19 protein-coding genes are annotated in these 21,974 nt (G+C 58.9%); 7 read left to right on the forward strand and 12 right to left on the reverse strand.

The window, feature by feature from the left end:
* Positions 1 to 22: 22 nt before the first annotated feature.
* The 5 genes from QLG12_RS09365 to orn all read right to left on the reverse strand — a co-directional run bounded on the left by QLG12_RS09365 (position 23) and on the right by orn (position 5,504).
* On the reverse strand, positions 23 to 1,009 hold the full coding sequence (locus QLG12_RS09365) for a hypothetical protein (protein ID WP_282474360.1): 987 nt from the start codon (positions 1,007 to 1,009) through the stop codon (positions 23 to 25).
* Positions 1,010 to 1,364: 355 nt separating this feature from the next.
* Positions 1,365 to 2,882, reverse strand: coding sequence for a hypothetical protein (locus QLG12_RS09370; RefSeq protein ID WP_282474361.1), 1,518 nt, complete (start codon positions 2,880 to 2,882; stop codon positions 1,365 to 1,367).
* Positions 2,883 to 3,066: 184 nt separating this feature from the next.
* The gene (locus QLG12_RS09375) at positions 3,067 to 4,098 is read right to left on the reverse strand and encodes a hypothetical protein (RefSeq protein ID WP_197869920.1); all 1,032 of its coding nucleotides are present in this window, start codon (positions 4,096 to 4,098) and stop codon (positions 3,067 to 3,069) included.
* Between the two features lie 168 nt (positions 4,099 to 4,266).
* A complete protein-coding gene (locus QLG12_RS09380) occupies positions 4,267 to 4,878 on the reverse strand; it encodes a trimeric intracellular cation channel family protein (RefSeq protein ID WP_197869921.1) in 612 nt (203 codons plus the stop codon).
* Between the two features lie 83 nt (positions 4,879 to 4,961).
* Positions 4,962 to 5,504 (reverse strand): oligoribonuclease, encoded by a 543-nt coding sequence (gene orn, locus QLG12_RS09385; RefSeq protein ID WP_197869922.1) that lies wholly within the window; start codon positions 5,502 to 5,504, stop codon positions 4,962 to 4,964.
* A 107-nt stretch (positions 5,505 to 5,611) separates the two neighbouring features.
* Here orn and rsgA point away from each other — a divergent pair, with 107 nt between their 5' ends.
* From rsgA to QLG12_RS09405, 4 genes are all read left to right on the forward strand, one after another.
* On the forward strand, positions 5,612 to 6,643 hold the full coding sequence (gene rsgA, locus QLG12_RS09390) for a small ribosomal subunit biogenesis GTPase RsgA (RefSeq protein WP_007950741.1): 1,032 nt from the start codon (positions 5,612 to 5,614) through the stop codon (positions 6,641 to 6,643).
* Between the two features lie 211 nt (positions 6,644 to 6,854).
* Complete coding sequence (locus QLG12_RS09395; RefSeq protein WP_282474362.1) at positions 6,855 to 7,262, forward strand: TIR domain-containing protein; 408 nt, start codon at positions 6,855 to 6,857, stop codon at positions 7,260 to 7,262.
* A gap of 2 nt (positions 7,263 to 7,264) precedes the next feature.
* Complete coding sequence (locus QLG12_RS09400; protein WP_282474363.1) at positions 7,265 to 8,224, forward strand: caspase family protein; 960 nt, start codon at positions 7,265 to 7,267, stop codon at positions 8,222 to 8,224.
* The gene (locus QLG12_RS09405) at positions 8,224 to 8,709 is read left to right on the forward strand and encodes a toll/interleukin-1 receptor domain-containing protein (protein ID WP_085701321.1); all 486 of its coding nucleotides are present in this window, start codon (positions 8,224 to 8,226) and stop codon (positions 8,707 to 8,709) included. Before QLG12_RS09400 ends, QLG12_RS09405 begins: the two co-directional genes overlap by 1 nt.
* Before the next feature lie 38 nt (positions 8,710 to 8,747).
* On the opposite strand, the gene QLG12_RS09410 is transcribed toward QLG12_RS09405, so the two are convergent.
* From QLG12_RS09410 to motA, 7 genes are all read right to left on the reverse strand, one after another.
* A complete protein-coding gene (locus QLG12_RS09410) occupies positions 8,748 to 9,023 on the reverse strand; it encodes a hypothetical protein (RefSeq protein WP_282474364.1) in 276 nt (91 codons plus the stop codon).
* Between the two features lie 225 nt (positions 9,024 to 9,248).
* Complete coding sequence (locus QLG12_RS09415; protein ID WP_282474365.1) at positions 9,249 to 10,163, reverse strand: DUF6708 domain-containing protein; 915 nt, start codon at positions 10,161 to 10,163, stop codon at positions 9,249 to 9,251.
* Complete coding sequence (locus QLG12_RS09420) at positions 10,160 to 13,432, reverse strand: toxin VasX (RefSeq protein ID WP_282474366.1); 3,273 nt, start codon at positions 13,430 to 13,432, stop codon at positions 10,160 to 10,162. The genes QLG12_RS09415 and QLG12_RS09420 overlap by 4 nt, the downstream gene beginning before the upstream one ends.
* A complete protein-coding gene (locus tag QLG12_RS09425) occupies positions 13,429 to 14,244 on the reverse strand; it encodes a DUF4123 domain-containing protein (RefSeq protein WP_282474367.1) in 816 nt (271 codons plus the stop codon). Before QLG12_RS09425 ends, QLG12_RS09420 begins: the two co-directional genes overlap by 4 nt.
* A 14-nt stretch (positions 14,245 to 14,258) precedes the next feature.
* Positions 14,259 to 16,277 (reverse strand): type VI secretion system tip protein TssI/VgrG, encoded by a 2,019-nt coding sequence (tssI, locus tag QLG12_RS09430; RefSeq protein WP_282474368.1) that lies wholly within the window; start codon positions 16,275 to 16,277, stop codon positions 14,259 to 14,261.
* Positions 16,278 to 16,589: 312 nt separating this feature from the next.
* Positions 16,590 to 17,660, reverse strand: coding sequence for a flagellar motor protein MotB (gene motB / locus QLG12_RS09435; protein ID WP_197869233.1), 1,071 nt, complete (start codon positions 17,658 to 17,660; stop codon positions 16,590 to 16,592).
* Positions 17,661 to 17,663: 3 nt separating this feature from the next.
* Positions 17,664 to 18,515 (reverse strand): flagellar motor stator protein MotA, encoded by an 852-nt coding sequence (gene motA, locus QLG12_RS09440; protein WP_007952169.1) that lies wholly within the window; start codon positions 18,513 to 18,515, stop codon positions 17,664 to 17,666.
* Between the two features lie 167 nt (positions 18,516 to 18,682).
* On the opposite strand from motA, the gene QLG12_RS09445 reads away from it, so the two are divergent.
* From QLG12_RS09445 to asd, 3 genes are read left to right on the forward strand one after another with little or no spacing between them, the layout of a single operon-like run.
* Positions 18,683 to 20,221 (forward strand): HDOD domain-containing protein, encoded by a 1,539-nt coding sequence (locus tag QLG12_RS09445; RefSeq protein ID WP_282474369.1) that lies wholly within the window; start codon positions 18,683 to 18,685, stop codon positions 20,219 to 20,221.
* Positions 20,222 to 20,260: 39 nt separating this feature from the next.
* Positions 20,261 to 21,076 (forward strand): rhodanese-like domain-containing protein, encoded by an 816-nt coding sequence (locus QLG12_RS09450; RefSeq protein WP_197869235.1) that lies wholly within the window; start codon positions 20,261 to 20,263, stop codon positions 21,074 to 21,076.
* A gap of 18 nt (positions 21,077 to 21,094) precedes the next feature.
* On the forward strand, positions 21,095 to 21,955 hold the full coding sequence (asd, locus tag QLG12_RS09455) for an archaetidylserine decarboxylase (RefSeq protein ID WP_065258758.1): 861 nt from the start codon (positions 21,095 to 21,097) through the stop codon (positions 21,953 to 21,955).
* Positions 21,956 to 21,974: the final 19 nt, after the last annotated feature.

Raw genomic sequence — 21,974 nt, forward strand, 5'->3', positions numbered from 1 at the left:
ACTTGCTGGTCATCAGGCGAAATCAGGCAAGCTGTTTCATTGATCGCCGCGACTCTTCCAAAATAAAAGTGCGTTGTTCCTTGTTACCGTCGAGAGAGAGCCTGTGTTCCGTGCCAAACTCATCGATTACTGCAAATTCGAATGCACTTTCGCTCTCCCGAGCCACTTGCAGGTCAGCTGAAACATACTGAACAAGTGTCAACTTCCCGGGCACTTTGTTGATCGGTACCGTGACGTAGCCGAGAGGGCCGCGAAACGTGGCTTTTTCTCCATAGATCGGTGCCATATAACCGTAAAAGTTTCTACGACCATCCTGTGTTCCGGAAATGTTGCCGGACACATAGACCTGTACCGCTTCTTCGGAGTCATAAGGGTCAAGTTTTACCTCACTGCTGTACCAGTCGAGGAGATGAACCTGCCGTCCTTCCGCTTGCAGACCAATGTGATAAAGCTGAATCCAGTCGTAACCAGCCCTCTGCTGCGCGTCGTCGTATTTCCTCAACGAAAAACTGCTCAGTGGGTAAACCTTCGGAGGAACAGCTTCGAGCGTAACACTGCTATCAAAACCGATCCCGTTAGTTCGCAATGTCACGTTGTTCATGACGATTTCGGCAGCCACCTCCATAATTCCAGGCCTGGAGGTGGAAACCCAGAATTCAAAAACCTGCACAGGGTCGGAATCATCACTGATTCGATTGTTCTTTACGCGCGGAACTTCGGTCATGCGCGGTGCCCCACCCGACATTTCGTGTGCATAGCGATTTTCCTGGGTGGACACGCTCCAATCGCCCTCGAGAGGCCGGGCGCCGTTATAGGCAATCAGGCGCAGGGACTGCAAGGCGGGATGTCCATACAGCGACGCGTCGTCTCCACTGTTATCGACACCGTGTAAAAGTACCAACACGCGTACTTGCATGCGACCGTTGGCGTAAAGCGTTTTATGTTGGCCAGACCTGCCGGCGTCAAATTTCACCTCGATACGGGAAATACTGAGTTGCTCATCAAACATCAAATAATACCTTGGCAATTAATAAGTTTCGTCCTTGTCAGGACTTGCCGAAGCATTGACGCACGATCAAAACAACAATAAAACCATCAACACTCTACAAACTATTAACAGGCCCAGGCGAGGAAATACCTGAATATCAAATCAAAATTCACACACACTTTTCAAACCGTCAACAAGACACCCCACCGGCGCACAAACCTCAAGACCATCCGTCCCGAAGCCTTGATTCTGAAGACCTGATACTCCTCTTCCGATCCTGCCCCAGGTTGAGCCAAAAACGGAAGAGGGCAAAAATTTTGTTTATATTTATCAAAACATGTTGGACAAACTGAATATTTGTTACTTCCTCCAACACTCAGTTACTGTCTGAATCCGTCCCGAATCCGCTCTCTGCGGATTCACTGTCGGACTCCACCTCTGAAAGTGGCTCATCCATCTGAATTTCTATCCTTCGATCCATGCTGGCATCTTCCAGATAATGACCAATTCGTTGCCTCGATACGTTATTCAACGGGTTGTTCACCAGCCCGACAAACAAATGTTGTGTATCCGGAACATCGAATAACTCATCACCAACATCTGAAATATTATTATTCTGCAACGCCAACACTCCGAGTTCTTTCGGTGCGCTTATTCCTGAAGGAATACTGGAAAGGTTGCCATCATGCAGCATCAACTCTTTCAATTCCGACATGAAGCCCACATGCGGGGTGACTGTCAGAGGATTGTGGGCCAGATTCAGCAATGTGAGTGTTTCTATTCGAGACAGCCCCTCAGCCGTCACCTCCGTAAGTCCAAGCGAGCAATTCTTCAATGTAAGCTCGCGCAATTCACGCATTTGAAAGATTCCTGACGGAAACTCTTCCACTCTTACGCCAGTGATCATCAAGTATTGAACATTGGGAAAACTGTCGAGGAACGCGCCTATTCGTGCACCGGTTACCTGCGCGGTTAATATTAATTCTGTTACATATTCGAACCGCGCGGATAACCTTGGCAACTCACCAGAAAAATCGATGTTCGACGAAAAATGATCGTCACCGTATCCCCATCGCGAAACCGACTTGCGTTGCCAGATATCTTGCAGCATTGCGCTGAATTGCTCACGAGCCCGGCGTTCTCCGGCAATCGTCAGCGCACCGCCCTGCGCTGAAGATTGCGAATGAGGCGAGGCCTCGCCGGCACTCCATATCGCCAGTTCGTCACGCAACATCGCAAACTCATTTTCGAGACGCGTCATTACGCCGAATGGATCACTCCTCAAGCGCCGGTTGATAAACGTCGCCACTTCCTCGTCCGGGATCTGCGGATAAAGATCACGTACGCGCTCAGCAACGGACATCCGTTTGCGTACCGGGTCGAGACTTTCAAGTCGATCAAGCGAATCACTGCTGTCTACCGCATGCCAGAATCTGCCTTCGCCATTCGGCTTCAACAGCGGACCGGAGGGTTTGAGTTCTCTGGCTTTAGTGGCACGAAACAAGCCACTCTCCGCATCCGGAACCACTTGCACGAAACGGTCGTCGGCGACTTGCACAAACTGCCGCCCCTTGTACATCCGGATGCCTTGCGCATCGGCGTCGCCAAGGTGTGCTGATTTGGGTATCCGATAGTCTGCCAGCGAGGGGAGCGCCGAAATTATCGCGAGCTCATTGGTTACCAAAGAGATCGGGGGCGCACTCACACTGGTTTCCTGCGTCAGTGCGCCCAAATCTTGCCGGGAGAACATGTGCGACGGCTCCAGTCGATTCGGCATGGATATCTGCGGCGCTGCGGAAGCAGGAAGCGGTGACCGACGTGAAACATCGATACTGAAATCGGGTGAGTTGCTTGAGGTAGCAACAGCTTTGACCTTTGGCGTTTTGTCAGCCATGAGCTCTCATCCTTGAGGTGTCGTTGCGCTGGCCCCGCAAACCAAAGGGCCAACGCGAGTCATAAGTACTGCACGTTCTATGCGAGTACCTGATAGTTGAACATCACAGTCTATCGATACTTGCAGTATCAATGCGCATATATACCTACCACTCCTGCCGGATCAGCATCAGCGATGTATCGACTCAACCTCGTTCCAGTGTGAAATTGCGCGTATAAAAATCCAGCCTGAATGCCAGCTTGTGCTCGGTGCCGTGTTGATCAATAGCACGGAAGTGAAGAACTTCGCCGTACCTGGAGCTTGGTGCAAGTTCAGAATATTCGGACAGCGCCTGAACAACCGTCAGTTCTCCGTCGTGATCATTGACCCTGACAGAGTACTTTTTGGACTCTCGTGTAACAGCCTCGGAAAAAAGGAACGCAATGGGATCCCCATTAAATGGCAGTTGTACGTCCAGCGTGTTTCGTTCCGGGCGGACAAAAGTGGCCAGCATAAAATTGGTACTCGACTCCTCTAACTTGTTACCCCCGGCAAAAGCATAGTCCTCGCCGGCTTCAGCTCCGTCTGCAATCCAATCAACCAGCTTGATCTGCTGCCCCTGTGGGTAAAGCCCCAGGTAGTAGTTGAAGATACGATTACCGGGCTGCTCATTACCGCGCCGGGCTTGATACCAGCGGAATTGCTCGATGGCATAAGCCGCAGGCGTTTGGGACTCAATCGTTACGCTGCTGTCATGAACACTGGACAGCGTGGTCCCGTTACTGAGAACCCTCAGTCCGTTCAGTGACAAGCGTGCAGCAATCCTGGTCGTTCCCGCGACCGATGAGGATACCCAGAAAGTGCGAACCTGCGGATGGACGCTGTCGCTTTCAGCATCGTCGTCGTGATCGACACTGATGGCAGCCGAAGTTTGCGCCTCAAGGGTGTAACGTCCCTGCTCGGTGCTCGCGGCCCAGCCATCACGCAATGTCCTGCCAGTGCTGTAATGGATAAGCTCTATGCTATTTATTACATCTTCCGGCACATGCATGGCATCGCCGTTGGCGTCCACCCCGGAAACCAGAACTTGCACCTTCACCTGCATGCGGCCATTACCGTACAGCGATTTAATGCTGGTGCTATCACCGGCATCAAACTTCACCTTGAAACTGGCAAGTCCTTCGAGAACAGGCGGGGAAGTTTGCTGATGCGATGTTGTATTCTCGATTTCACTCATGATTCATTTCCTTTGAAGAGTTCTATTCGAGGGTTGCCTTTGACAACCCATCAACAAAAGAAATAACACGGCTTCAAAACAGCCAACAAAGCGAAAAATGTAAGAAACATGCTCTTGCAAGCATTCCGAAACTTGCAATCAGGAAAAATCAATCAGCAGCAACAGATATCAATGTTCGTCGTTATAGACAAACTTCGGCATTTCCCAATGAAAACGAATCGCCAACAATCGCAACAGAAAACCACCAAACAAGGTAATCAGAATTGCCTGCTCACTCGGCACATTGAGATACAGGCACAGCATGTAACACCAGGCAGCTGCAAAAGAGACGCTGGCATACAGCTCACGGCGGAAGATCAACGGAATATCGTTGCAGAAGATATCGCGCAGGATGCCGCCGAATACACCGGTGATCACGCCGCTGACCGAGGCCACCAGCATCCCGTGGCCCATTTCCAGGGCGGTCATGCAACCGATCAGAGTAAACGCCACCAGACCGACCGCGTCGAGCACCAGAAACAGCGAGCGCAGGTGACGCATCCAGCGCGCAGTGAACACGGTGATCATTGCCGCAATTGTCGTCAGCACCAGGTATTCCGGGTGTTTGACCCAGGTCAGCGGGTAGTGCCCGAGCAGCACGTCACGCACCGAACCGCCGCCCAATGCGGTGACGCAGGCAATCAGCACCACGCCGAACCAGTCCATGCCGCGACGGCCCGCAGACAGGGCGCCGGTCATGGCTTCGGCAGTAATGGCGACGAGGTAGAGCATCAGCAACATGGTGGCGATCCTGGCAGGAAGGCGCGCAGTCTACTCACTTCGCCGAGGCACCAAAAGAGGGCGCCCCGGCGTGGGTGCCGATCTCAGAACTTGATGAAATGCTTGCGGTAGTGCTGCAGCTCGGCGATCGACTCGCGGATGTCATCCAGCGCCAGGTGAGTGCTGCCCTTCTTGAAGCTGTCACGCACATCCGGTGCCCAGCGCGCGGCCAGTTCCTTGAGCGTGGAGACGTCGAGGTTGCGGTAGTGGAAGTAGCTTTCCAGCGCCTTCATGTGGGTATAAAGGAAGCGGCGATCCTGGCAGATGCTGTTGCCACAGATCGGTGACTTGCCCTTCGGCACCCACTTTTCCAGGAAAGCGATGGTTTCGGCCTCGGCTTCGGCCATGCTCACGCGGCTTTCACGCACGCGCTGGGTCAGACCCGAGTTGCCGTGGGTGCGGGTGTTCCACTCGTCCATGCGGGCGAGCACTTCGTCGCTGTGGTGAATGGCGATCACCGGGCCTTCGGCCAGGGTGTTCAGGTCACTGTCGGTGACGATGGTGGCCATTTCGATGATCACGTCGTTTTCCGGATCCAGACCGGTCATTTCCAGGTCGATCCAGATCAGATTCTGCGGGTTTTGCATATTTCGGCTCCTGAGCAATGCTGCGCAGTTTAGCCTAGGCAGCCTGCCGGGCGTGCTAAACTCGCGGCCGTTTTACCTAATCGCTGCATTCTTCAGACGGAACACCCATGGCCAAACGCCAACTCAATCGTCGTCAAAACTGGCGCATCGAAAAGATTCAGGGCGAGCGCGCCGCCCGCGCCGCCAAACGCGAGTCCTCGGCTGTCGAGGCGCTCGAAGGCGGCGACCTGGGCCCGGAACAGCACGGCCTGGTGATCGCCCACTTCGGTGTGCAGGTCGAGGTCGAGGCCGTTGACGGCGAACTGGCCGGCCAGGTCTTCCGCTGCCACCTGCGCGCCAACCTGCCAGCGCTGGTGACTGGCGACCAAGTGGTCTGGCGCGCCGGTAACCAGGGCATCGGCGTGATCGTTGCGCAACTGCCGCGCACCACCGAGCTGTGCCGTCCGGACAGCCGTGGCCAGCTCAAACCGGTGGCCGCCAACGTCGACATGATCGTCATCGTCTTCGCCCCGCTGCCCGAACCTCATGCGAACCTGATCGACCGTTATCTGGTCGCCGCCGAGCACGCCGGCATCCGTCCGTTGCTGCTGCTGAACAAGTTCGACCTGATCGACGAACAGAACGCCCCGGCGCTGAATGCCCTGCTGGCGGTCTACCGCACACTCGGCTATCCGGTGCTCGAAGTCTCGGCGCACCACGGCAACGGCATGGAGCAATTGCAGAAACAGCTCGACGGGCGCATCAGCGTGTTCGTCGGCCAGTCCGGTGTCGGCAAGTCGTCCTTGGTCAACAGCCTGCTGCCGGAAGTCGAAACCCGCGTCGGCCCGCTGTCCGAGCTGTCCGGTCAGGGCACGCACACCACAACCACTGCGCGCCTGTTCCACTTCCCCGGCGGCGGTGAACTGATCGACTCCCCGGGCATCCGTGAATTCGGCCTCGGCCACGTCAGCCGCGCCGACGTCGAAGCCGGCTTCATCGAGTTCAACGATCTGCTCGGCACCTGCCGCTTCCGCGATTGCAAACACGACCGCGAACCGGGATGCGCACTGCTCAAGGCGCTGGAAGATGGCCGCGTGCAGCAACAACGGATGAACAGCTATCGCTCGATCATCGCCAGCCTGCCGGAAAACGGTTACTGAACATCCGCGACGGCAGCCCCTCGCCCGAGGGCTGCCGGATGTCGGACCGCGCCTGACAAATCCGGCAATCCGTTAAACATCAGACCGTTCTGACGGCCCCGTCCACACCTGCTTGCAGGACATTTCTCTTTCACCGCTCAGGCCTTGTTGGCACACGCCAGATGCCTACATTGGGTTCCTCCTTCGCACTGTCGCGACCTCCGAGGCCCCCATGCAAACCTACCATTTGTTCATCAGCCACTCCTGGAACTACTCCGGCTCCCACGACAATCTGATTCGCCTGCTCAGTGATCACCCGACCTTTACTTTCAAGAACTTCTCGGTGCCGCCGCACAATCCGATCATCGACGCCCGCACTGACAAACAGCTCGAAGAAGCTATCGAAAACAAGATCCGCCCCTGCTCGGCAGTGCTGGTCATGGCCGGGATGTACTCGGCTTACAGCAAGTGGATCCAGAAGGAAATCGAGATCGCCAAACGTCTTGGCAAGGTGATCATCGCGATTCGTCCCCATGGCGCCGAACGCACCGCAAAAGTGGTCAGCGACGCCGCGCACGTCGAATGTGCGTGGAATACCAACAGCATCGTCAGCGCCATACGCCTTCATACGGCGGTGTAATCATGCGCAAAGGACTGTTTATCGGCATTAACCACTACACCCACGTTTCGCCGCTCAGCGGCTGCAACAATGATGCAATGGCCATGGCCTCGGTGCTGGAGCGTCACGCCAACGGGCGGCCGAACTTCAGCAGCAAGGTGCTGACATCGGCGGAGGAAAACCTCTCGCTCGCGGCAATGAGGCAACACATACAAAGCCTGTTCTCGGGCGACTGCGATGTTGCGCTTCTGTATTTCGCCGGCCATGGCCAGTTCGATACCAGCATCGATGAAGGGTTGCTGATCCCCCAGGACTATCAGCCCGGCGGCGACGGCATTCGAATCAGCGACATTCTGCAGTGGGCCGACAACGCCCAGCAGATCAAGAACAAAATCATCATCCTCGACTGCTGCCAGGCTGGCGCCGCCGGTGCCCTGCGCAACTTGCGCGGCGGCAGCAGCGTGATCGGCGAAGGCGTGACCATTCTCACCGCCTGCAAAAAAGAGCAGTACGCCCTGGAAAGCCGTGGCCATGGCGTGTTCACGGATCTGTTGCTTCAAGCACTGCACGGCGGTGCGGCCAACGTGCTCGGCAAGGTCACTCCCGGCAGCGTTTACTCGTTCGTCGACAATGCCCTAGGGGCATGGGAGCAACGGCCGGTGTTCAAGACCAACGTGTCGCAGTTCGTGCCGCTGCGCGAGGTCGCACCGCTGATCGCCGAAGAAACCCTGCGCAAACTCAAGGACTGGTTTCCGGAGCCGAGTTTTGTCTTCCGCCTCGACCCGAGTTTCGAACCCACCGCCGCCTCGTTCGATCCCGATCATGGCGACATCTTCAAACAATTGCAGATGTGCAACCGCCACAGCCTGATCGAACCGGTGGACGCCGAGCACATGTATTACGCCGCCATGCACTCTACCGGGTGTCGTCTGACGGCTCTCGGCGCCTATTACCGCGAACTCGCTCTCAAAGGACATTTCTGATGCCCGTATTCATCAGCTACCGCCACATGGACCGCGCCCACGCCCTCGCGATCGATGCCCGCCTGAAGCAGGCCAATATCAAAACCTATCTGGACGTGCTGGACCCCGAATCCCAGACCACCGACGACATCACCGGGGTCATCACCCGCAACATCACTGAATGCACCCACCTGCTGGCGGTGGTCTCGGAATCAACCGCGTTGTCATGGTGGGTGCCGTTCGAGATTGGCGAAGCGACGATCAGCAACCGGCGGATCTGTTCCTTCAGAACGGGCGCCGCCCAACTGCCGCTGTACCTGGACAAGTGGCCCAAGCTGAGCACGGCCAACGACCTGAACTTCTTCATCGACGCCTACCGCGAAGAGGTGACGAACAAACGCTCGATGACGCTGGATTCAAGTAACGAATCCTTCAGCGGCACCTACAGACGCAATGCCGAGATATTCCATGAACAACTGAAAAACCGGATTCGACGCGGGTTCTGAAGACGCAAAAAAGCCGCGATCATCGCGGCTTTTGATTTTCAGAGTGCCGGGGCAACCCGATCCAGCTTCCAGCCCAATGCATCCAGCGCATCGCAACCATCCTGAAGCAGCAGATGCGCAGCACTGGCGAAATGCTCCAGATCATGCCCCTCTGCATCATTGACGCACAGGCAACTGACGCTGTTGAGCATGCTGCGCACTGCGTTTATGCGATGTTTGGCGGTTTCGAGCAAGGCCGAGGCTTTGGCTTCGGTGTCGATGTAGAGGGTGGGGGTGATGCTGAGGTTGCCTTGCAGGGGACGATAGTTAGCCATGGTCTACTCCAAATGCTTGTGGACATTACATCTTGTTTCGACCGGCTAAGATCGGTCACCGCTTCAGGCGACGGACGAACTATAGGCGCGCTATGGGTGAAGTAAACCCGCTTTTTACGTTTCGGAGCTGTCCTACATCACTCTGCGAAACGGCCTCACTCACCATTTGCCATCGAAACCGTTCGTCAGACTTTTTCCCAATACGACAGCCCTGAAGGTCCGACCTCAAGCCAGCTCGTTTTCTACCAGTGCAGCGAGTTCAGCCTCGCGCTGGGCGATCGCGACCTCCAGCTCCGGGGAGCGTTTGGCCCATTGCTCGGGAGGGAGGGGTTTTGACCATTCGATGATGTCGGGATGGGGCAATTCCGGTGGATGGGAAAGCTTCCAGTCCTGGAGCTTTTCCGCCAGATAAGTGCCCAAAATCGTAATGCAGAATATTCCCCACAAGACGTTCAACATGTCCCCTTTGCGCAGATCAACGATGAGCGATCCGATTTGGGTTTCTTCATAAGGAGCAATACCAACCCGACTTTCAGGCACTGCCTCTGGCCCGATTTCCATGTAACTACGGGTGCATTCCCACAACGCCATCGCCGTCGTACCACCGCCGCAGTTGAAACCCAGCGAAAAATGCTTGTTGTCTTGGGTGGCATTCGGGTCGGGGTTTTCGAAACCGATGACCAGTAAACCCATGGAGGTTTTACCGGCCTGACTGACCGACGACTGCTGGGTGGCGGCCGCTGTCACGCTTTCCCAAGGGACGATCCAGTATTCCCCGTTGTCGCGGGGGACGCAGACTTCCCGGCGTTGGCGGTTGAAGCGCACGGGTAAAGGGACTTCGCGGAAGAGGCCTTGGACCACAAATAAAATAGGTATTCCTACAATGATTAATCCGCCCCCCCATATCATCGGATCGGGGGTGATGTAATTCATAAGTGCGAACAGCATCACCATTGGCCAAAGTACCATCACCGCCGAGCCGATGCTGTAGTTACCGATATCGAGAAACACCTCGTTTTTACGCCAGATGGTGTTGAGCACATCACAAGGCTTTTCCCCGGTAGGAACAGGCAACGGCGCCAAATAATCATTGCGGGAAAAAAAACCTTTCTTCGTCGTGCCTGCTGGTGGCGTACTCATCGCTTGTCCTTGGGTTGCAGGTAAATGGCGCCGGGGTGGTCCTCACCGAGCGGGTAGTTCGGTACACGATCAAGCTCGGGCGTCGGGTCGCTTCTTAGAGCAATGACACCGGTGGAGTTGTTCAGAGTGAACGCCAGTCCTCGCTCTCCGCCGATGAAAGAGCGGGCGCCGAGTATTCCGGTCAGGGGCGTGCGATAACGCAGCCGCAGTGAAACCGTACTGGGTGGTTTGCCCAACACATTCGGCAGTTCTTTAAAGGGGCCACTGAGGCGTAAGCCACGTCCTTCCTTGAACGGTATCCACTCACATTGACTGCTGACGAGCCAGTGCGGCGCCATGTCCCGCCAGGGCCGCGGCGCCCTGAAATTATTGATCTGACTGTTCTTGATCAGATGCCGATAGCCCTGACTGTCCACCGGGTCGCCGACCATGCTCAGTTCCAGGTAGACGTTGCCGGGCTCGGCACCCGGCAGGTCGATGGTCAGGGCGTTGATGGCACTGACGAACTTGTGGCCGGAACCAATATTGTCGAGCGCATGTTCCGAGCTGCTTTCCATGCTGACCCGTGGCGTATAGAGGATGAGGTACAAGCGGTCGAGCTCGTCCTGTTGAGCCTTGGGCGCGATGGGCTCAAGGTCATTGGCCCGGCCTCGGGACCAGCAGCAGGAACTCAGGAAGTTTTGCAGTGGCGTCTTTTCGAAAATCCAGGCCGTCAGATACAGCAGGCCCAAACCGGCAATGATCCAGTTCAACGGTCCCATGTAGAGCGTGTAACGCAAGATGGCAGTTTCCGCTGTTATTGAGCCGGCCAAGGCGCGGGCGGTGTAACCAAACCCTAACAGCGCTTGAGCACCGAAGGTAGTGAGCTGCCCTCCGACCACGGTCTGACGCATCTTCAACCACGGATCAATATGTGTATTTGCTTTCTCTAACTGAACTTGCAGAGACCTGTATTCGTTCACGGCTGCTACAAATGACAACCCACCAATCACCCCACCAAACAAAGTAAGCGTCGGAACCATCGACCGCCCCTTACCAAACTCTTTAATCCCCAACCCCACCCTCACCTGACTATCCACCACCGCCACCAACGCCGCCGCCCCGTAAAGACTCGCCGAAATCGTGTCATTCACCCGGCGCCCTTCCATCCCCTCCAGCACCCCGGCCTCTTTCAAGTAGTTCTGCACATTCACCACGTTCACCAGTAGCGCCGCCATCGGCACAACGCCCCCGCTGTTGACCACCACCGGCGAATTGACGATGCGTTCCACCCGCCCGACGCCAATCGCCTTGCCTGTCTTGTTCACCCATTGGGCCAGTGCCTCGGCCCGTTGCCCCAGCAACGCCCACACCTGTCGCCCGCCCTCGGACACTTGCTGCAAACGGCTTTCACCCCCCAGCCTCGTCGCGATGAAGATACTCATCCACGACGCACTGAAGCTATTGTCGCCCTTGAGCAGCAGCAACGCCGCCCCCAACCGGTTGACCAGCACACTCCATTGGCTGGCGGCGTCACGGGCCATGGAAGCGATGTCATCCAGCACCACTGCGCTCAACGGCGCCAACGCCTGGTGGGTGGCGCTGATGTTGTCGGCAGACAGCGCGGCCATCAGCTCGCTCACGCGCGAGGCATTGTTGACGGCAGCTTCAAGTGACGGCGTCCAGGCATTGAACAGTTGCCGGAGTGCGCCACCGTCCGCGGCGCGGACATAGTCGGCGTATTGCTCCGCGCCCTGGGCGCGGATGCACTGGGCGGTCAGGCAGCCGGTGGCCAGCCCGGTCAGCCACTGGCGCGCCGCCAGGTCGTCGAAGTCGACAAACCAGGTGCCGCTGGACGAACGTTTGAGGTACAGCCCCCGGTCAGCGAACAATGCACTGTGCCGCTCTTCGAGTTGCTGAAAGTGGGCAGCGGCAGTGTCGCTGAACCAGGTGTTCATCGCATCGAGATCGATGTACTCACCGACTTTGGCGCTGAACGGGTGATTGTTCAGGTTGGCGAGTTTTTCCGCGCGATATTCGCGGACAAGGACCTCGGCCTCGCGGTACAGGTCTGCCGGAATAAACGCTCGCACCGGCGCGACAATCGCTGCGATGCGGGCATCGCGGGCGGCGGACTCTGCATGACTCGGCTGACCGCCGTACTGCCGGGCCCGGGTTTCAGCCTTGAGCTCTTCTTCCAGTCGATGCTGGGCGTCGAGCATGACCCGGCCCTGCGCCGGCGTGAGGCTGATGTCTCGATCCTTGTAGCGGTAGCTGAGATTGCCGGCCAGCTCTGCACCGTCCTCAGTGATCAGGCTGCGCACAAACCCGCCGATGCTCAGGCGCAGGTTGTTTTCGCCGAGCCATTGCTCGTGGCCGGCTTCCAGCCATTCCTGTTCATGATTGATATCGCGCAGCACGCCAGGATCGTCGTCCAGGCAGGCGAAGACGGCGAACAGGCCGCCGCTTTGCGCCCTGGCGTTGTCCAGCCAGTCCCGGGTGCCCTGCCCGTCCCATGGCTCGGCGCTCCACTCGCCGGGCGGCTCGTCGCTGGCGTCGGGGTGTTGAGCGAGCACCATGTTGCGCTCGCGGATCCGATGCATGGCATCGGTGTAGGCCTTGATGTTGGCCACGGTCGGATCCTTCAGCAGTGCCGCGCCGAGGGCATCGGTGTCCTCGGCATTTTTGTGCTGATCGGCCTTCATCGACCGGGCATAGGTGTTCGGCAGAAGTTCGGCCATGACCTCATCGGCACGCTCCAGGGGCGGGCAGTGCGGGGCCTGTAATTCGTCGGCCACCGTGCGCAGCGCAATGCATCGCATGTGCTGAGTGCGTTTGGCGCTGTCCTCGCTCAGTGACTGACAGTGCTCGGCATTCAAGGGGAATTCGCTGTAAAGCATCCAGGCATCGTGAGCTTTTGGCAGCGACAGGCCGGCCAGCGCTGCGTCGGCCACAAGGGCGGGACCCGCGTCCAGCGTCTGCGCCTGCAACAGCCCTTCGGCAGAAACGGCGTAGCGCTTGAGCGGCCCCTGATGCTGCCAGACATACACAAACCCCGTCCGCAAGCGACGTGCCGCCATCGGTCGACTTTCGGGCGCGATACCGGGAACGCAACAGGCGTGCTCGGCTTTTTCGTGCGCCAGCGCGTAGCGCACCGGTACCACAAACAGTTCAGGCTGACCGGCGGGACACGGGTGCACCGTGCTGTTGATATCCACCTGTGGCTGGGCTTTGGCAGCCCGTTCGGCCTGAGCGGCCTCGTCGAGCATGGCCAGTTTTTCGGCGCTCATGGGGCGAAGTCCTTGTCAGTCAGCAACTGATGCGTCAATGCGTTGTTGAGGTTGTCCAGGCGTTGACGAGGCACAACACCGGGCTCGGCCAGCAACTGCCGGTAGACGCCGTGCTCCGGACCATTGGGAAAGTCCGCTCCCAGCACCGCGTAGAAACGTGCCCAGAGCAGCACCTCATCGGCAGCACTGAAACCGTTGCGTGCAGCACTGGCCTGACAGTCCATGGCCCATGGCTGCAAAGCCGTCGGTTCCTGCGATCCAAGGCATTTCGGGAAATACCGCAGTACGTGTTCGATCAGTTGCCGGGTAAGCGTCTGACGTTTCGCGCTGTTCAGGTGATCAAGCTGCTCTCCCGTGAGCACCAGCCACGGCCTGTCCGCATAAGGGATCGCCGGCTGCTCGGTCTGCTGTTGGATCTGTAAGCCCGGCAGCCGGATCAGGTGCACCGGCCCCATCAACCGATCCCGTTCTGCTGCGGGCCTGTCCGCCAGCCACAACGCAGTAATGCGGGGATCGTAGAAGCGAAAGAGCACGGTCACATCACCCTCGACACGGGCGTGGATCAGGCTGCGCAAATGCTCCAGCAATGCCCCCTCATCGGCTTGCGACTCCAGCCAGAGCCCCGCCGTCGTGCTCCACTCCTGTAAAAAGACCTGCGCCAGCGGGCTGTCAGGGGTCACCGCCACCAGTACGGGGCCTGCTTTATCCAGAGCGCTGTAGGCCGTGCGCTGAAAAAGCGAGTGAAGCATTACGCCTCCCGCCAGCTCGAACAGGCGTTCCGGAAGGTTTTCGATCTGGATTTGATCCAGCAACAGATACGCCCGATTCATGCGCTCACCTGCACCAGCTTTTCGCACACGGCGCAGACAGACGCAGCCTGCTCTGCTGCCTGAGTCAGCGCGGCCAATTGCGTGGTCACGGATAACGCAAGGAGCGTTTGTGAAGATTCCGGAGCCGCCAGTGCCGACTGCGCGACGACACCCGCCACCGGCGCACCGCCCTCGACAATCGCCACACTGCTGAAAATCCCGCCCGAATTGATCACGAGGTGATGCCCGCCCGCCGTCAGCGTCAGACTGGTCCCGGCATCGATCACCACCTGGCTGGCGGTGACCCGCGCATGGGGGCCGGCCTGGATGACCAGCGTGCCGCCCGCCGTGGTACTGCTGTTGCCGCTGATGCTGAGCAGATCGTCGGTGCCGATGACCGTATGGCGCGTTCCGTCGGTGGTGTGTCGCTCATCAGCCTTGATCAGGCTGGTGCTCTGGTTGTCCACCTGCTCGAAACGGTCGCGACGGATCTGGCTGTGGCTGTCATTGAGGATCAGTTGTTCGAAGTCGCGCTCGGCTCGCAGGTAGATTTTTTCCTGCCCGGCGCGGTCTTCGATCATCAGTTCGTTGTAGCCGCCGGTGTGCGGCGAACTGTGGCTGCGCAGCACGGTTTTGCTCTTGTGCTCAGGCAGGGTGTAGGGCACCGAGGTGACTTTGTTGGCCACGCATCCGGTAATCAGCGGCTGATCCGGGTCACCCTCGAGAAAGGTCACCAGCACTTCCATGCCGATGCGCGGGATCGTCACCGAGCCGAAACCTTCACCAGCCCAACTCGACGAAACCCGTAGCCAGCAACTGCTGCGCTCGCTGTCGAGTTCCGCGCGGTCCCACGGAAATTCGCACTTCACGCGGCCAAACTCATCGCAATAGATTTCTTCGCCGATCGGCCCGGTGACTCGGGCAGTCTGACTGACCAGTGGACGACGAGGTGCTGGCAGCGGCGGACGAAACACCACCTCGGCGGGAATCACGCTGAAAGTGTTGCGATAACCCTGGGTGAGACCGTCGGTGTCTTTTGCATCGCTGGTGACCGACTCCTCGAGCACTTGTGGCTGCCGGCCATCGTGGGAAACGCTGAGCAACAGCCAAAGGTCGTTGCAGTGTTGGCGCGGGTGCTCGGCCAGTTCAAAGAGATGGCCGCTGCGCAAGTTGGCTTGATCGCTTTGGCCTTCGCCCAGTTCATAGTCGCTGCGATGACGCTCCAGCGCCTGCCTTGCGAGTTGCTTGCCGCGCCTTTCGTTCACGATCAACAGCGGATAACGGTAATCCTCCAGCACCGGAGTGAAATCGGCGGTAAAGCGACTCTCGACCAGCAGGCTCGGGCGCTTGAGGTCATAGTCGCGGCGCACGACCGTGCTGGTGCGGGTGCTGGTACGAATGCTGAAGCGGCTGACCACCGGATGCTCGGCCACCATGCCGGAGTCCTGCCGATAGGGCGTGGCGCCGAGTTTGGGTAAAAACACCTGGTCATCGGTGAAGACCAGCAGATGCCCGTCCACCGAATGCTGGTGATGCCAGGCGATACCGTCCTCGGCGCACAGGCGCTGGATGAATTCCAGATCGGATTCGCGGTACTGGGTGCAGTAATCACGGGGCGAATTCGCCGCGACATGAAAGCTGAAGGCATCCGCTTGAATGCCGTGCCCCTTGAGCACCTGCGCGATGATCTGCGGCACCGTACGCCGCTGGAAAATCCGCTGATCACGACTGAACTGCAAGTAGTGCAGCGCCGGCACCAGCGTCAGGTGGTAGCGGGTCAGACGCTTGCCCGACTCACCCGCCAACACCTCTTCGATATGCCCGTGAATGCCTTCGCCGTTGTGGCCAAACTGCAGAAACGCGGGCCGGGCAAGCAAGCTTTCGAGATCGAAATCCGGGTGTTCGCTGACCAGTTCAATGTGAATGCTGTAGAGGGTGCTGATCGCTTCGGTGCCGCTGAAGGCCAGGACCTTGAAATCGTGGCGGATCGCAGGAATCTGCAACGCGAAATGCGCCGCATTGGCCGACCGGAACATACGCTTATCCTTAAGCAAAGAGGAAAAGAGCGCGATGTCCAAACCGTCCGTGGTTCGTGCTCGCGAGAATTGGCGGGCACGCTATCAAGAGAGCTTTGCGGGTTATGTAGGCAGCTTCTTCAATCGAAGTAGGAAGGGTCGCTGACGCGAAATGCCGCATCAACAATCGTCAATTTCAGGCAGGCTCGCTGAGGAGTTTCGGCACGTCATCACCGACATTTGCCTGCAATCATTTTCGTGACCGCACGAAAATGATTGAAGGCGGATGCAGAAGCACAAAAAAGCCGACATCGCTGTCGGCTTTCTTGTGGATCACTGCTTCGGCGCAGGCGCCGGAGCAGTGGTCGGTGCAGCAGGCGCCGGGGCTGGCGCCGCGCTGCCCGGCTCGGTCGGTTTCGGCAGCGGGTCGTCGAACAGGTTCAGCCGTTCGCGCAACTCGTGGGCCGGTACCGGTTGCTGGTCCGCCGGCAAGGCGTTCGGGTCGACCGGGGCGGCGCCGTTCTGGCCTTGATCCGTCGGTTTCGACGGGTCGGCACCTTGCGCACCTTCGATGGCGGCCTGGGCTTTCTTGGTCAGCACCACGATGTCGATGCGGCGGTTGACCGGGTTGAACGGGTTCTCCTTGTCGAACAGCGCCGACGAGGCGTAACCCACCACACGCGCCACTTGCGAGTCCGGGTAACTGCCCGCCACCAGGGCACGCCGGGCGGCGTTGGCGCGGTTGGCCGAAAGCTCCCAGTTGCCGAAGTCGCCGTTGCCCACGTAAGGCTTGGCATCGGTGTGACCGCTGATGCTGATCTTGTTCGGCACCGCTTTGATGGTGTCGGCCATGGCCAGCAGGATGTCTTCGAAGTACGGCTTCAGGCGTGCAGAGCCGGAATCGAACATCGGCCGGTTCTCGGCGTCCATGATCTGGATGCGCAAGCCGTTCGGCGTGATTTCGAACAGAATCTGATCCTTGAACTTCTGCAGCTGCGGGTTCTCGTCGACCTTGTTCTGCAGTTCCTGCAGCAACAGTTCCAGACGTTCCTTCTCGACCTGCTCGGCCATGCCTTCAACCTGTTCGGTGTCGACCGTGACCTTGTCCGGCTGCGGCTGCGACTTCACTTCAGGGTTGAGGGTGTTTTCCGGCGCCAGGGTCGGCGTACCGCCCAGATCGATGATGTACGGCGTGCCGCTTTCGGAGAAACCGACCGGGTCCTTGAAGTAACCGGCGATGGCGATCTTCTGTTCCGGGGTCGCGGTGGACAGCAGCCACAACACCAGGAAGAACGCCATCATCGCCGTCGCGAAGTCGGCGAAGGCGATCTTCCACGCCCCGCCGTGATGCCCGCCGGCGATGCGCTTGACGCGCTTGATGATTATCGGCTGGTTATTTTCCATGACTTAACGACCGCGAACGGCTTGTTCCAGCTCGGCAAAGCTTGGACGGTGAGCCGGGTACAGAACCTTGCGACCGAACTCGACAGCCAGCGATGGCGGCATGCCGGAAGCCGAGGCCACCAGCGAGGCCTTGATGGCTTCGTAGACGTTCAGCTCTTCCTTGGCATCGTGCGCCAGGGAGTGGGCCAGCGGGCCGAAGAAACCGTACGCTGCGAGAATACCGAAGAAGGTACCCACAAGTGCCGCACCCACGTGCAGGCCGATGGACTTCTGATCGCCTTCACCCAGCGAGGCCATGGTCACCACGATACCGAGTACCGCCGCGACGATACCGAAACCCGGCATGGCGTCGGCAATGCCGTTAACCGCGTGGGACGGATGCTCGAGGTCTTCCTTCAGGCTATACAGTTCCATGTCGAACAGGCCTTCCAGCTCGTGGGGAGCCATGTTGCCGGAGGACATGATGCGCAGGTAGTCGCAGATGAACGCGGTCATGCGTTCGTCTTTCAGTACCGCCGGGTACTTGGCGAAGATCGGGCTCGCGGCGGCGTCTTCGATGTCGCCTTCGATGGCCATCATGCCTTCGCGGCGGCTCTTGTTGAGGATCTCGTAGATCAGGCCCAGCACTTCCAGATAGAACGTGTGGCTGAAACGCGAACTGAACATGCTCAGGGATTTCTTGAGCACGTGCATCGTCATGTAGCCGGGGTTGGCCTGGAGGAAGGCTCCGAGTGCCGCACCGCCGATGATCATCACCTCGAAGGGCTGGATCAGGGCGGCAATCTTGCCGTGGGAGAGCACGTATCCGCCGAGCACGCTCGCGAATACGACGATGATGCCGATAATTTTAGCCATAGGTAGAAAGGTACTTGTTTAAGTCGGGTTCAAGGTCATATTCGGAAGTTAAAAAATCTCTTCTTCTACTTATCGGCAAAACTGCGCCAGACTATAGCCAGTTCAGGCGAAAAGCCAATTTAGCCCATGCCGGGCGCGTCTACAGTCAGTGAAGATCTCGTCCAGACATGGCTAATGAAACGAACGTCCCACACGTAAAACCGACCACACTCGATGGCTGGGTGAAGCTGCTCGACAGCGTTCGTCTGCCAGTGCCGCAAGACGCCCATGACCGGGTCTGCCGGGCGATTCGCGATGACCGCAGCTCGCTGCGCGACATCGCCGACCTGATGCAGGACAGCCCGGCGCTGGCCCTGAGCATCATCCGCGAAGCCAACCGCCACACCCACGGCAACATGACTGCGCCTGCGGAAAACCTCGAAGTGGCGATCAATCGCCTCGGCCTTGGTCGCACCGAAGAGTTGCTGGCGCGCCTGCCCGCCGAACCTGCCGCACAGATCCCTCAGGCACTGCGCCAGTTGCAGATGATCAGCCAGCACGCCACGCAACAGGCCAACGGTTTTTTCGCCAGCCGCCTGGCGCGACTGTGGCAGGACATCCATTGGGGCAGCCTGTTGTTTCTGTCGCCGCTGTGGCCGTTGGCGCTGACCTTTCCCAAATTGCTTGAAGAGTGGGAAGTGCGGGTTATCCACAAGGGTGAATCAGCGCGAGTCGTGGAAAAGCAGCTGTTCGGCGTGCGCCTGCTGAAGATCGGCGAGGCGCTGGTGCAAGTCTGGCGTCTGCCGGTCTGGGTACAGCAAGGTTATCGGCTGCTGCTGACCGAACAGCGCGAACTGGTCAAAGTCCTGCGCATTGCCCGCGACGTCGATCATCCGTTGCGACAGCAGAATCGCCTCGATGACGACCCGACCCTGCGCCGCTGGCTCAACCAGCCGGCCAACACCGTGTTGCTGGCCAACGGACTGGCACTGTCGGCGCAACAGGCCTGGGACAGTCCGCACAGTGAGCGCTGGCAATTCCTGACCAGCCTCTACCTGCAAATCTCGATGGACGAGGTGCAACAACAATTGCACCAACAGGCCGCCGTCAGCGCTCGCCATCATTTCATGCCGGACCTTTGGCACCCGGCGCTTTCGCTGCTGTGGCCGTGGGGCACCCGTCGCCTTCCGGCCGGAATGCTGCCGGCTGCGGCGCCGTCCGCTGAAGACCTGACCCAATGGCGCCGGCAATGCGCGGAGCTGCTGGCCGTGCCAAGCCGCTTCACCAACGCCATGAGCCTGACCGTCGCCGCCCGCGACGCGCTGGTCGCCAGCGGCATGCGCCGGGTGATGATCCTGATGGCCGACCGCGGCCACGCCAATCTGCGCGTCCATCAAACCTCCGGGTTGCCGAAGGACGCCGCTGCGCTGAATTTCGTCGTCAGCCAGAGTTCGGTGCTGCAACGCTTGCTCGCGCAGCAGGCGCAAGTGCGGATCACCCCGGACAACAACGCCCAGTTTTCCGCCCTGCTGCCGCCCTCGCTGCGCGCCCTTTTCCGTGGTGAACACCTGTTCCTGCGTTCACTGGTGAACAACGGCCGGGTGATCATGATTGTGGTCGCCGACCAGGGTGGCGGGCCGTTCGCCGACATCACCGTGCAAGCCTTCGGCAAAACCGCGCAGTGCATCGAGAAAGCCCTGCACAGTTTTAGCCAGCGCGGCCAATGACAGCTACAATCCCTCCCCTTTGTGCTCTGGAGACCTCACATGTCTGATTTCTCTGGCCTGGCCCTGGTGATCGAGCCGAGCGACCTGCTGCCGCGCCTCGAATCCCGCGATCTGATTCTGGTGGATCTGACCAGTGCCGCCCGCTACGCCGAAGGACACATTCCCGGCGCACGTTTTGTCGATCCGAAACGCACCCAGCTGGGTCAGGCGCCGGCTCCGGGGCTGTTGCCGAGCAAGGAAAAACTCGAAGAACTGTTCGGTGAGCTGGGCCATCGCAAAGATGCGGTCTACGTGGTCTATGACGACGAAGGCGGCGGCTGGGCCGGGCGCTTCATCTGGCTGCTCGATGTGATCGGTCACGACAAGTATCACTACCTCGACGGCGGTCTGCCGGCGTGGCTGGCGGAAGGTTCGCCGATGTCGATCCAGATTCCTCCGGCGGTGGGCGGCCCGGTTGCCCTGACCCTGCACGAGGGACCGACCGCCACCCGCGAATACCTGCAAAGCCGTCTCGGCGCCGCTGACCTGGCGATCTGGGACGCTCGCGGGCCGCTGGAATATTCCGGCGAGAAAGTCCTGGCGGCCAAGGGTGGACACATCCCCGGCGCGGTGAATTTCGAATGGACGGCGGGCATGGACCAGGCGCGTCAGCTGCGCATCCGTACCGACATGCCGCAGATCCTGGAAAACCTCGGCATCACCAAGGACAAAGAAATCATTACCCACTGCCAGACCCATCACCGGTCCGGTTTCACTTATCTGGTGGCCAAGGCCCTCGGTTACCCGCGGGTCAAGGGCTACGCCGGTTCCTGGGGCGAATGGGGCAACCACCCCGACACCCCCGTCGAGCTTTAAGGATTTTTAAGGACAGTCATGAAAGAGCGTTTGTTTATCATCAGCCAATACCTGCTGCCGCATCACTTGCTGTCGCGCCTGGCCGGCTGCATTGCCGAGTGCCGCGTGCGCTGGTTCAAGAATGCCTTCACCACCTGGTTCGCCAAGCGTTATCAAGTGGACATGTCGCAAGCACTGGTTGAAGACGTGACCGCTTACGAGCACTTCAACGCCTTCTTCACCCGCGCCTTGAAAGACGGCGCTCGCCCACTGGATCAGACCCCAGGCGCGATCCTCAGCCCGGCCGACGGTGCGATCAGCCAGCTCGGCCCGATCGAACACGGTCGTATCTTCCAGGCCAAGGGCCACAGCTTCAGCGTGCTGGAACTGCTGGGCGGCGACGCGGCCAATGCGGCGCCGTTCATGGGCGGTGAATTCGCGACTGTTTACCTGTCGCCGAAGGACTACCACCGCGTGCACATGCCGCTGGCCGGCACCCTGCGCGAAATGGTCTACATCCCGGGCCGGATCTTCTCGGTCAACCAGACCACCGCAGAGAACGTTCCGGAACTGTTCGCCCGCAACGAGCGCGTAGCGTGCATCTTCGACACCGAGCGCGGCCCAATGGCCGTGGTGCTGGTGGGCGCGATGATCGTGGCCTCGATCGAAACCGTGTGGGCCGGTCTGGTCACGCCACCGAAGCGTGAGCTGAAGACCTTCCGCTACGACGAAGCCGCCCGTGCACCGATTCATCTGGAAAAAGGTGCGGAACTGGGTCGCTTCAAGCTGGGTTCGACCGCGATCGTGCTGTTCGGGCCGGATCAGGTGAAGTGGGTTGAAGAATTGAAAGCCGGCTCGCCGGTACAGATGGGTCAGGCCCTGGCTCTGTCGAACGCCTGAACCTGTTGATCCGCCCTTT

Origin of the sequence: Pseudomonas sp. V88_4 (assembly GCF_029967985.1) — a bacterium.
Lineage (GTDB): Bacteria > Pseudomonadota > Gammaproteobacteria > Pseudomonadales > Pseudomonadaceae > Aquipseudomonas > Aquipseudomonas glycinae.